Source organism: Enterococcus sp. S53 (assembly GCF_016516865.1).
In the GTDB taxonomy this organism is placed as follows: Bacteria; Bacillota; Bacilli; order Lactobacillales; family Enterococcaceae; genus Enterococcus_D; species Enterococcus_D innesii.
Genome location: NZ_JACVUH010000002.1, coordinates 104,766 through 116,769, shown reverse-complemented (window position 1 = coordinate 116,769; position 12,004 = coordinate 104,766). Strand labels below are relative to the sequence as shown.

The 12,004-nt window shown below is 44.9% G+C and carries 11 protein-coding genes; 8 read left to right on the top strand and 3 right to left on the bottom strand.

The annotated features are described in order from the left end of the window. Positions 1-19: 19 nt before the first annotated feature. From pbp4 to IAE45_RS03490, 3 genes are all read right to left on the bottom strand, one after another. Complete coding sequence (gene pbp4, locus IAE45_RS03500; RefSeq protein ID WP_200125003.1) at positions 20-2,068, bottom strand: penicillin-binding protein PBP4(5); 2,049 nt, start codon at positions 2,066-2,068, stop codon at positions 20-22. 1 nt (position 2,069) lies between these two features. Further along, positions 2,070-2,675: a DUF1054 domain-containing protein gene (locus IAE45_RS03495; RefSeq protein ID WP_081118537.1), complete on the bottom strand. Its 606-nt coding sequence runs from the start codon at positions 2,673-2,675 to the stop codon at positions 2,070-2,072. A 101-nt stretch (positions 2,676-2,776) separates the two neighbouring features. Beyond that, the gene (locus IAE45_RS03490) at positions 2,777-3,211 is read right to left on the bottom strand and encodes a hypothetical protein (RefSeq protein WP_081118538.1); all 435 of its coding nucleotides are present in this window, start codon (positions 3,209-3,211) and stop codon (positions 2,777-2,779) included. Between the two features lie 214 nt (positions 3,212-3,425). Here IAE45_RS03490 and purC point away from each other — a divergent pair, with 214 nt between their 5' ends. The 8 genes from purC to purH all read left to right on the top strand — a co-directional run bounded on the left by purC (position 3,426) and on the right by purH (position 11,989). Further along, on the top strand, positions 3,426-4,151 hold the full coding sequence (gene purC / locus IAE45_RS03485) for a phosphoribosylaminoimidazolesuccinocarboxamide synthase (RefSeq protein WP_081118539.1): 726 nt from the start codon (positions 3,426-3,428) through the stop codon (positions 4,149-4,151). Beyond that, complete coding sequence (gene purS, locus IAE45_RS03480) at positions 4,142-4,414, top strand: phosphoribosylformylglycinamidine synthase subunit PurS (RefSeq protein WP_081118540.1); 273 nt, start codon at positions 4,142-4,144, stop codon at positions 4,412-4,414. The genes purC and purS overlap by 10 nt, the downstream gene beginning before the upstream one ends. Beyond that, positions 4,411-5,088, top strand: coding sequence for a phosphoribosylformylglycinamidine synthase subunit PurQ (gene purQ, locus IAE45_RS03475; protein ID WP_016620871.1), 678 nt, complete (start codon positions 4,411-4,413; stop codon positions 5,086-5,088). Before purS ends, purQ begins: the two co-directional genes overlap by 4 nt. Further along, positions 5,081-7,309: a phosphoribosylformylglycinamidine synthase subunit PurL gene (gene purL / locus IAE45_RS03470; RefSeq protein ID WP_170920135.1), complete on the top strand. Its 2,229-nt coding sequence runs from the start codon at positions 5,081-5,083 to the stop codon at positions 7,307-7,309. Before purQ ends, purL begins: the two co-directional genes overlap by 8 nt. Beyond that, positions 7,294-8,718: an amidophosphoribosyltransferase gene (gene purF, locus IAE45_RS03465; RefSeq protein WP_010749590.1), complete on the top strand. Its 1,425-nt coding sequence runs from the start codon at positions 7,294-7,296 to the stop codon at positions 8,716-8,718. The genes purL and purF overlap by 16 nt, the downstream gene beginning before the upstream one ends. 115 nt (positions 8,719-8,833) lie before the next feature. Further along, positions 8,834-9,880 (top strand): phosphoribosylformylglycinamidine cyclo-ligase, encoded by a 1,047-nt coding sequence (gene purM, locus IAE45_RS03460; protein WP_081118541.1) that lies wholly within the window; start codon positions 8,834-8,836, stop codon positions 9,878-9,880. Further along, positions 9,877-10,461, top strand: a complete 585-nt coding sequence (gene purN, locus IAE45_RS03455) for a phosphoribosylglycinamide formyltransferase (RefSeq protein ID WP_081118542.1) — start codon at positions 9,877-9,879, stop codon at positions 10,459-10,461. The genes purM and purN overlap by 4 nt, the downstream gene beginning before the upstream one ends. Beyond that, positions 10,454-11,989, top strand: a complete 1,536-nt coding sequence (gene purH, locus IAE45_RS03450) for a bifunctional phosphoribosylaminoimidazolecarboxamide formyltransferase/IMP cyclohydrolase (protein WP_200125001.1) — start codon at positions 10,454-10,456, stop codon at positions 11,987-11,989. The genes purN and purH overlap by 8 nt, the downstream gene beginning before the upstream one ends. Positions 11,990-12,004: the final 15 nt, after the last annotated feature.

Here is a 12,004-nt window from a genome sequence, read left to right as displayed (position 1 = left end):
TCTTAAGGTTGCGGCTTTTTTAATAATGTTCAGCTAAGTAGGTCAATAGATCAGGGGCTAAACCAGTTGCTGATTGGTTATCCTGGCGATCTTCTAACATGGAAACCATTAGAAATCCTTGATCTTGCGAATCGAAGGCGAATAAGAAGCTGTTTTCTTGGCCTTTTTCATCTTGCTTTTCTTTGATTTCAGCAGTTCCTGTTTTGGCAGCTAGTGGAATGTTCAGCGCTGCCAAAGAGTGTGCCGTTCCGTTGACATCTGAGACAACCGCCGTCAAATCTTGATTGATTTGCTCAATCGTCTCTGCTTTAAAGACTTCTTTGTCCTTTTGTTCTGTCTCTTTCAATAAACGAGGATAAACCAGTTTTCCTTGATTGGCAAAGACCGAATAAGCAGCAGCTTGCTGAATGGGATTCAGTAACAGTTCTCCTTGTCCATAGCCGGTATCTGCCAGTAAAATCTCTGAGTTGAAGGAGTCTTCATTGGAAATTTGAGCAGGATTCATCGCAATCGGTAAATCCAACGTTTCACCAAAAATCAATTTCGACAAACCGTTACGAAAAGCATCTTCACCCATAGCTAAGGTTTGTTGTGCCATATAGATGTTATCAGAGTAAACCAGTGCATCTTTTAGATTGACAGAAGCTACGTCGCTGACTCTGGTGACAAAGTAGTCCCCCCACGAGCTGTCTTTTTGCCACTTCAATCCATCGATCGCAATACTTTGGGTAGGGTCGATCGTACCATTTTCTAAGCCAATCGCTGCCGTGATGGTCTTAAAGGTCGAACCTGGTGCATAGGCAGTAGCAAAGCGGCTGATGAAAGGCAAGTCTTCGTTTTGTTCATACGCATCGTAGTCTTCTTGGGAGATCCCTTGGGTCATTTTATTGGGATCATAACTCGGTGAGCTGGCTAACACCAGCAGATCACCGGTTTTTGGTTCTGTGACGACCGTGGACCCCGCCTGATTTTGTAAGGCATCAAAAGCTGTCTTTTGGGCTTGTGCGTCAATGGTCAGTTGGATATCTTTACCATCTGCGCGTTCTTTTTCTAAAAGAACCGATTTTTCAGCACCGTCTTCATCTGTGATGGCGATTTTTCCGCCATTTTCGCCCCGCAACTCTTTGTCAAAGGCAGCTTCCAGACCACTACGACCAATTTGTCCGTTGCTTGCTAGCGTTTCATCCTTTTCGATATCTTCTGCAGTCACGTTCCCTAGATAACCAATCAACTGGTCAGCGGCTTCTCCAAGAGGATAAGTCCGTCCCGTCGTTTCTTTTAAACTTGTTCCAGTTGGCATTTCATCGGTTGGTTCGATAATCTTTAAGGGAACGAACAACTCATCTTGGACCCACGATTGCGCCAATGCTTGATCGATCGCATCTTCTGTTAGGTCAAAACGCTCCGCGATTGCTTTGATATTGGCGGTTTTTTCGTCTCCCGTACCCAGCTGCCCCGGAATGACGCCTAGTTGATAGAGCGTGCCATTTTCTGCTAGCGGTTCATTATTTCGGTCGAGGATTTCTCCACGTGTGGCATTATCTACCGAGATACTGATTTTGTCTTGTCCTTCCATTCCCGGAAAAATCAATTGAGGCGACCAATCGATCTTGGCTTGGTCATCAGTCAGAGTAATCGTGCCACTATAAGACAGCTCTGTTAATTCACCTAACGAGGTGGTTAAGGAACCGTTGTATTGGAAATTGAATTGATCGGAATCCTTATCATCGGGCGTTACCTCAATTCCTGAAGCTTTAAATGATTCGGCACCGATACCAGTGAAAATCGCTTCGTATTTTGCTGAGACTTCGTCTGCGGTAAAGCCGTTTGATTCCAAACTTTCTTCGGTCAGTAAAGCAGATAGATCGCTGTACTTCTGATCAGATATAGCATCGATAAAGGAATTGAGGACTTTTTTTGCTGCTGCTTCTTCTTGTCGATTTTGATAGACTGTATAGCCATAATAACCGCCACCAAGTACTAATAAGGCGGCAGGGAGTGCCAGCCAGACGAAACGCTTAGGTTTTTTCGCTGGTTTTTCGTTGCGAGAGCGCCGGTTTTCTGACATATTATTGTTCCTCCTTTAGTGCCGACAAACGGGCGTGATAAAGCGGCAACAGCGTTTGATAAACTGCTAAAATATCCGCCATCTCAACGTCTTCGATCATTTCTTTTGGAAAGATCTTACCAATCTGAAGTTCACTTTTTTTGACTTTCTGTAATCGTTCTAAGTAGGTTGGCCACATAGCGATAGGGAAGTGATCGTATTTGGTATGATCAGGAGATAGCGTAAAGTCTGCTGGCAATTGATCAAATAATTCTTTTTGAGCCAGCCAAGATTCCGCGATCGTTGCTTGATTTTTCGGTTGATCGATCACACTGAGCCAAACAAAAACATACGCTTGATTGATCCCAATTTGAAAGTGGGCGTCCATTTTATAACCACGCTTGTTAGGGCCGATCCCCGCCCACGTTTCGGCAGGAGGGTAGACGGTTCTACGCCGATGCTGAGCAATATGCAAATAAAAAGGTTCGTGACAACTTTCTTCAAATAATGGGATCGCTGCCTCGCCGATGGTTTGGAAAATCGGCTGGATCTCTGAACGGATTTTTTCCATTCTTTCTTCTAATGTTTCTAAAGCAAAAACATCAAATGACTGTTTTGTAAATAGCATAATCGTGTCCTTTCTTTTGTCTGAAAACAGTATAACAAAAAAAGCCCGTAAAATTTCGGGCTTTTGTTTTTTTTATCTTTTTTTTATTTAGTGATCACTAGCTAATTCGCAGCGGGACTTAAGTTAAAGGTAGGGGCAAGGCTTTGTTCCTTCAAAAGATGCAGAAGATCATCCAAGAAAGAAAAATCCATTTCTTCTAAGTTAAAATAAATACGGAAAGAATACGTATGTTTAAATAAGCTTTGACGATGAATCTGGTGAATGATCAATTCGTCATTGCGGCCATTTTGAAATTGTAAGACTCTTTTTTGTTCTTCCGCATAGTGAGGACGTGCCCCTTTTTTGAAGGGACTGAATACATAGAAACTTGTTTGTTGGTTGATGGAAAGGATTTGCTGCACGGCCAATAATTCGTTATGGAGCTGTTGTTTTTCTTTGTCTGATAAATGAGCTAAAAAAAGTTCAGCACGATTCTTTAGCGACCACATATAGTACTCCTCCTTGAATGTAGCTACAATACGACCTAAATATAGCATGAAAAAAGATTGTTGTAAACGCTTTATAAAATCCTTCGCCAGTCAAACGGGAGAGGTAAACTTGTTTGACGGGATAAAAAACGAACATTCGTGTTTATTAATGTGTAAATGTACAGATAATCGTTGACCCGCTTTTTCAGCGTTGTTAGAATAATAAGCAAATAAAGATGTGTGTCATCGCTATGTGAAAAATAATACTTAACTGAGGTGGAATATGGAATCAGAAGTGCTTCTTTATGAAGGAAAAGCCAAGAAATTGTTTAAAACCAACGAAGAAGATGTGTTGAGAGTCCTTTATCTGGACCAAGCAACTGCGCTGAACGGTTTAAAGAAAGATGCCGTTGTAGGAAAGGGTGCCTTGAACAATCAGATCACTGCGCATCTTTTTCAGCGCTTAGCGGATAAAAATGTCCCAAGTCACTTTCTTCAATTAGTGTCTAAACACGAACAATTAATTCGAGCTGTCACCATGATTCCTTTAGAAGTCGTTGTTCGCAATACGGCTGCTGGTAGTTTTTCAAAGCGCTTGGGCATCGAAGAAGGAACCAAACTGCCAAAGCCGATCGTGGAGTTTTACTACAAAGAGGATCGCTTAGATGATCCGTTTATCAATGATGATCATGTGTTCTATCTGGGTCTTGCCACAAAAGAGGAACTGGACCAGATCAAAAAACTGGCGATACAAGTCAACGCTGCGTTACTGGAAATCTTTGCAAGTATCAACATTCGATTGATCGATTTTAAAATCGAGATCGGCAAAACCAAGAAGGGCGAGTTGCTCCTGGCTGATGAGATTTCACCAGATACTTGCCGCTTATGGGATATGGGTACAAATGAACATCTTGATAAAGATGTCTATCGTCGTGATTTAGGGGATATCGTTCCTGTTTATGAAGAAGTTTTAAATCGTTTAGAAAAGGAGAATTCAACATGTATTTAGTCAAAGTTTACGTCACTTATAAGGAATCTGTTTTGGACCCTCAAGGAGAAGCCGTTAAAGGAGCTGTTCATCGCTTAGGGTATCAAGATGTCAGTGATATTCGCATCGGGAAATACTTTGAAATCAAAGTGACACCTGCCAACAATCAAACACAAGCAGCAGTAGCAGAGGAGATTGAAGCGATCTGTGACAAACTTTTAGCAAACGTCAATATGGAAACCTACCGTTATGAAATGGTTCAAATGGAGGAAGCAGCCCTATGAAATTTGCAGTGATCGTCTTTCCTGGATCAAATTGTGATGTTGATTTGATGTGGGCAATCAAAGATATTATGGGTGCAGAAGCAGAATATGTGCGCCATGATGCAGAAAGCTTAGCCGGTTTTGACGGTGTTTTGCTCCCAGGAGGATTTTCCTATGGTGACTATTTGAGATGCGGTGCAATCGCTCGTTTTTCAGCGATCATGTCAGAAGTCATTCGTTTAGCAAATGAAGGCAAACCTGTCTTTGGTACCTGCAATGGGTTCCAAATTTTAACGGAAGCGGGCTTGTTACCGGGAGTTTTACAAAGAAATGAATCATTGCATTTTATTTGCAAGCCGGTCCGTCTACAAGTGAATAATCAAACAGCTTTTACTTCTGAATATGAAACGGATCAAGTCATTACGCTTCCTGTCGCTCATGGTGAGGGCAATTATTATTGTGATGAAACGACTTATCAGGAATTGGTTGCCAACAATCAAATCGTTTTCCGTTATGAAGATAACGTCAACGGTAGTCTACACAATATCGCTGGTATCTGCAACAAAGCAGGCAATGTTCTAGGCATGATGCCTCATCCAGAACGAGCGATGGAAAGTTTATTAGGCTCAGAAGATGGCAAGAAGTTTTTTGCTTCATTATTGAAAAATTTTGGGAAGGTGCCGGTAAATGGATAAAATGATCGTAAAAGAACCTACACCACAAGAAATCAAAGACACGAAATTATACGAGCAATGGGGATTGACCCAAGAAGAATATCGGATGATCTCAGAAGATATTTTGGGGCGTTTACCAAACTATACCGAAACTGGACTGTTTTCAGTGATGTGGAGTGAACATTGTTCTTACAAAAATTCCAAACCTGTTTTGCGGAAATTCCCGACAGAAGGGTCGCAAGTGCTGCAAGGACCAGGAGAAGGTGCGGGTATCGTGGATATCGGCGATGATCTAGCCGTCGTTTTCAAAGCGGAAAGCCATAATCATCCTTCTGCGGTGGAACCTTATGAAGGAGCAGCAACTGGTGTTGGTGGGATCATCCGCGACATCTTCAGTATGGGAGCAAGACCGATTGCTGTTTTAGACTCCTTACGATTTGGTGAGTTAGACAATCCAAGAACGAAATATCTTTTGGAAGAAGTCGTTGCTGGGATCAGTGGCTATGGCAACTGTATCGGGATTCCGACCGTCGGTGGTGAAGTGGCATTTGATCCTTGTTATGAAGGCAATCCATTAGTCAATGCCATGTGTGTAGGGATCATTGCCCACAAGGATATTCAAAAAGGGCAAGCCAAAGGTGTTGGGAACACCATCATGTATGTCGGCGCAAAAACAGGACGCGACGGGATACATGGGGCGACTTTTGCATCGGGAGAATTTGTCGAAGGAGAAGAACAACAACGTTCCGCCGTACAAGTCGGTGATCCTTTTATGGAAAAACTCTTGTTGGAAGCTTGTTTGGAATTGATCGTGGATCATTCGGACATTTTAGTCGGGATTCAAGATATGGGCGCTGCTGGATTGGTTTCTTCTAGTGCCGAGATGGCATCAAAAGCTGGATCAGGTTTGCGCTTAACGTTAGATGATGTCCCACAGCGAGAAACCAATATGACGCCTTATGAAATGATGTTGTCAGAATCCCAAGAGCGGATGCTGATCTGTGTCAAAAAAGGGCATGAAGCTGAAGTGGAAGCCCTCTTTAAGAAATACGATCTAGAAGCAGTCGTGATTGGTGAAGTGACGGATGATGGCAACTATCGTTTGTTCCATCATGGACAGGAAGTCGCTAATTTACCAGTGGATGCTTTAGCTGAAGATGCACCGACTTACTACAAAGAGATGGCAGAACCAGCACGGATCAAAGTGTTTAAGGAAACACCGGACTTTGTTCCAGTGATTCATTCAGCAACGTCTGTATTTGCGGATCTACTGCAGCAGCCGACGATCGCTTCGAAACGCTCGATTTTTGAAACCTACGATTCGCAAGTTCGTACCAATACCGTGGTAGGCCCCGGCAGTGATGCCGCTGTTTTACGAATCAAGGGAACCAATAAAGCCTTGGCGATGACGACTGACTGTAATGCTCGTTACCTCTACTTAGATCCAGAAGTCGGCGGACAGATCGCAGTTGCAGAAGCAGCTCGAAATATCGTCGCTTCCGGTGGGCGTCCATTGGCGATCACTGACTGCCTTAACTTCGGCTCGCCAGATAAACCAGAAGGATTCTGGGAGTTATCTACGGCTGCTGACGGGATCTCAGAAGCTTGTCGTGTGTTAGAGACGCCAGTCATTTCTGGAAACGTCTCGTTATACAACGAAACAGACGGACAATCGGTCTATCCAACGCCTGTTATTGGGATGGTCGGATTGATTGAAGAGCTGGCGCATATCACGACGCAGCATTTCCAAGCAGCAGGGGATGTAATCTATGTCCTAGGGGAAACCCATGCTGATTTCAATGGGTCTGAATTGCAAAAACTGCAGACAGGAAAAATCGCTGGGCGTTTAATGTCCTTTGATCTTGAAACAGAAAAAACGAACCAACATTTGGTTACCGCAGCGATCCAAGCAGGTCTTGTTCAAAGTGCCCATGACTGTGCCGAAGGTGGTTTAGCGATCGCTTTAGCCGAATCCGCCTTTGACAAGGGCTTTGGTCTAAATGTGACCGTATCATTGCCAGCAGCACAATTGTTTTCAGAAACCCAATCCCGTTTTGTGCTTTCAGTCGCACCTGATAAGCAAGCGGCTTTTGAAGCACTGGTAGGCGCTGCGGCAACAGCGATCGGCGAAGTGACTGCTGATGGCCAGATTCGCATGCAGGCACAAGATGATGCGATCGAGATGCCCCTTGCTGAGGCGAAATTGAAATGGGAGGAAGCCATTCCATGTTTAATGAAGTAAAGAGCCTCAACGAGGAATGTGGGGTTTTTGGTGTTTGGGGTCATCCAGATGCCGCTCGTGTCACCTACTTCGGACTACACAGTTTGCAACATCGCGGCCAAGAAGGTGCAGGGATCGTCACGAATGATGCCGGGAAACTCAATGGCCACCGTGATTTAGGGTTACTAGCGGAAGTGTTTTCGGATGAACGTGTCCTCCAGCGTCTGACAGGAGATGCTGCCATTGGTCATGTTCGCTACGCAACTGCTGGTAATGGTAGCGTTGATAATATTCAACCATTTTTATTCAAATTTTTTGATCAGCAGATTGGCTTAGCTCATAACGGCAACTTGACGAATGCGAAAAGTCTACGGAAATCCTTAGAAAAGGCTGGTGCGATTTTCCACTCGAATTCCGATACAGAGATTCTCATGCACTTGATCCGCCGCAGTGAAGAACCGCTTTTTATGGATCGGGTCAAGGAGGCATTGAATCAAGTTAAAGGTGGATTTGCGTACCTTTTACTGACCGAAAATGCCATGATCGCAGCACTAGACCCCAATGGCTTTCGGCCATTGTCAATCGGGAAAATGGTCAATGGTGCCTATGTGGTAGCTTCAGAAACCTGTGCGTTGGAAGTCATCGGTGCGGAATTTATTCGTGATGTCCGACCGGGCGAAGTCGTGATCATTGATGATGCAGGCATTCAAATCGAGCAGTATACCCAAGAAGTACAGCCGGCGATTTGCTCGATGGAGTTTATTTATTTTGCCCGTCCTGATTCCAACATCGCTGGCGTCAATGTCCATCGTGCCCGTAAAAATATGGGCCGTCGCTTAGCACAAGAGGCGCCGATCGAAGCGGATATGGTCATTGGTGTACCGAATTCATCCTTATCTGCTGCCAGCGGCTATGCCGAAGCTTCAGGTATTCCTTATGAATTGGGCTTAGTAAAAAATCAATACATTGCACGAACGTTTATTCAACCGACGCAGGAGTTAAGGGAACAAGGCGTGCGGATGAAGCTCTCAGCTGTTCGTGGCGTAGTCGAAGGCAAACGAGTGATTCTAGTCGACGATTCGATCGTCCGAGGAACCACCAGCCGCCGTATCGTGCAACTGCTAAAAGAGGCAGGTGCGAAAGAAGTTCATGTGCGTATCGGTTCGCCGCCTTTGCGCTATCCATGTTTTTACGGGATCGACATTCAAACGAGAAAAGAATTGATCGCAGCCAAATATACGGAAGCTGAGATTTGTGAAAAAATCGAAGCAGATTCTTTGGCCTTTTTAAGTGAAGACGGGTTGATCGAAGCGATCGGTTTAGATTTTGACGCACCTTACTCAGGCTTGTGTATGGCCTATTTCAATGGCGATTATCCAACCCCTTTGTATGATTATGAAGAAAACTATCTCGCGTCTTTAGCTGAATAAAAAGTAGGCAAGAATGGTTTTTCAAGCGCAGCAGTGAAGGACTGATGGTTTGCTTACGTTAACGACGAGTGAGCTGAATGAAGAAAAGCGGATGAATGATTGAGGAGGAACGAACGTGGCAAATGCATATGCAAAAGCCGGTGTCGATGTCGAGGCCGGTTATGAAGTAGTCGAACGGATCAAAAAGCATGTGAAACGAACAGAACGGCTAGGCGTGATGGGGGCAATCGGGGGCTTTGGTGGCTGTTTTGACTTATCATCGTACCAATTAAAAGAACCCGTACTTGTTTCTGGAACTGATGGTGTAGGAACCAAGCTTTTGTTGGCGATCCAACAAGAACAGCACGCAACGATCGGCATTGATTGCGTCGCGATGTGCGTGAATGATATCGTCGCTCAAGGGGCAGAACCTATCTACTTCCTTGACTATGTTGCAGTTGGTAAAAACGATCCGGCAAAGATCGAACAAATCATTGCTGGTGTCGCGGAGGGCTGTGTGCAAGCGGGTGCTGCCCTGATTGGTGGGGAAACCGCTGAAATGCCGGGGATATATCAGCCAGAAGAATATGATCTTGCTGGCTTTGCCGTAGGGATCGTCGAAAAAAGTCGCTTGATCACTGGAGAAACCATCAAAGAAGGCGATGAGCTGATTGGTTTGCCTTCATCAGGCATTCACTCCAATGGGTACTCTTTAGTCAGAAAAGTCTTTTTTGAACAGCATGGCTATACAGGAGCAGAAACGTTTGCGGAACTTGGCAACCAAACACTTGCAGAAAGTTTATTGACGCCAACGAGAATTTACGTTGATGCATTGAAACCTTTATTGACAGAAGGATTGCTCGCTGGAATTTCTCATATCACTGGTGGCGGCTTTGTTGAAAATATCCCGCGGATGCTGCCGGAAGGTCTGGCGGCAGAAATCGCCTTAGGCACTTGGCCGCAGTTGCCGATATTTGATCTGATCGCTGCTCATGGCGCGATTCCTCACCAAGAAATGTTCGAGATTTTCAATATGGGTATCGGTATGGTCTTAGCCGTTGCGCCAGAAAATGTTGCGGCAGTGATGGCACTTCTATCCGCCAATGAAGAACAAGCATACCGGATCGGGAAAGTGACCAAACGTAACAACGAAGCCGTTTGCTTCAAAGAGGCAGTCCGATGAGGATCGCCGTCTTTGCTTCTGGAACGGGCAGCAATTTTACCGCGATCGCCGATGCGATCCAAGCAAATAAAATCAAAGGAGCGCAGATCGGGTTGGTCTTTTCCGATAAACCTACAGCGCCAGTAATAGAAAAAGCCCGCGCGAGAGACTATGAAACGCTTGTCTTGGAGCCAGCGGCATTTGCGTCAAAAGCAGCTTTTGAAAGTAAATTGATCGAAGAATTGCAGGATCATGCCATCGATTTTATTGTTTTAGCAGGGTACATGCGGATCATCGGCAACACCTTATTATCCGCTTATGAAGGACGAGTCATCAATATCCATCCCTCCTTGTTGCCAAGCTTCCCAGGTAAGTCTGGGATTGCCGATGCCTTCGCTTATGGCGTGAAAGTGACGGGGGTGACGGTTCATTATGTCGATGCTGGCATTGACACAGGGCCAATCATTGCCCAAGAAATCGTTCGGATCGACACCGACGATACATTAACAAGTGTGACAGAGAAAATTCATCAAGTGGAACACCAAATCTATCCAGCTGTTTTAGCTGAAATTGTGGAAAAGGGGCTATCAAATCGTGAATAAACGTGCATTAATCAGTGTGTCTGACAAAGAAGGACTGGTACCATTTGTCCAAGAATTGACCAATTTAGGATTTGAGATCATTTCAACTGGCGGGACCAAAACCGTCTTAGAGAAAGCAGGGCTTCAACCGATCGGCATCGAAGCGATCACAGAATTTCCTGAAATGATGGACGGTAGGGTCAAGACGCTACATCCGCGGGTGCATGGGGGTCTGTTAGGGCGACGTGATCTGCCTTCTCATATGGAGGCAATGGCTGAGCACGGTATTTTACCAATCGACCTCGTTGTCGTCAATCTTTATCCATTTAAAGAAACGATCAGTAAGCCTGACGTCACAGAAGCCGACGCAATCGAAAATATCGACATCGGCGGACCAAGCATGCTGCGTTCTGCGGCGAAAAACCATGCCTCAGTAACTGTTGTCGTTGATCCCAAGGATTACGACTGGGTTTTAGCTGAGCTGAAGGAAGGCAATACGACGTTGGCATCAAGAAAGAAATTAGCTGCCAAAGTCTTCCGCCATACCGCAGCCTACGATGCCTTGATTGGTGAATACTTGACCAAAGCGGTGGCTGAAACAGAAACGGAGACCTTGACGAAAACCTATGTTTTGAAACAAACATTGCGTTATGGTGAAAATAGCCATCAGAAAGCTTCCTTCTATCAAGACGCACTACCCGTGCCCTATTCGATTGCCAGCGCAAAACAAATCCACGGCAAAGAATTGTCTTACAACAACATTAAAGATGCTGATGCTGCCTTGCGGATCGCAGAAGAATTTACAGAGCCAACTGCGGTAGCCCTCAAGCACATGAATCCATGTGGGATTGGAAGTGGAGAAACGATTGCTGAAGCTTTCCAAGAAGCTTACGAAGCAGACCCAGTGTCGATTTTTGGCGGGATCATCGTCTTGAATCGTCCAGTTGATGTGGCAACTGCGGAGCAACTGCAGCGGATTTTTCTTGAGATCATTATTGCACCTGCATTTGAAGAAGAAGCACTAGAAATTTTAACGAAGAAAAAAAATCTGCGCCTGCTGGTTGTTGATTTCCAAAGAGCAGCCAAACAGCCAGAAGTTGTCTCTGTCCTTGGGGGCTTATTGGTGCAAGAACCAGATGATCAAATAGAAACACCAGCAGATTGGACCGTGGTGACAAAGAGAAAGCCAACAACAGAAGAAATCGCAGCTTTGGCTTTTGCTTGGAAAGCGGTGAAACACGTGAAATCTAATGCCATCGTTTTAGCCAATCAACAGCAAACCGTCGGGATCGGCGCTGGTCAAATGAACCGCGTGGGTTCAGTGAAAATCGCTGTGGAACAAGCCCGTGAAAACAATAAATTGGCTGGTTCAGTGCTGGCAAGCGACGCCTTTTTCCCAATGGATGACAGTGTTGAATATGCAGCGCAACAAGGAATCAAAGCGATTATTCAACCTGGTGGCAGTATCAAAGATCAAGAGTCGATCGACATGGCAGATAAATACGGTGTGGCGATGGTCTTTACTGGTGTTCGTCATTTTAAACACTAAGAAATAGGAGAAGAC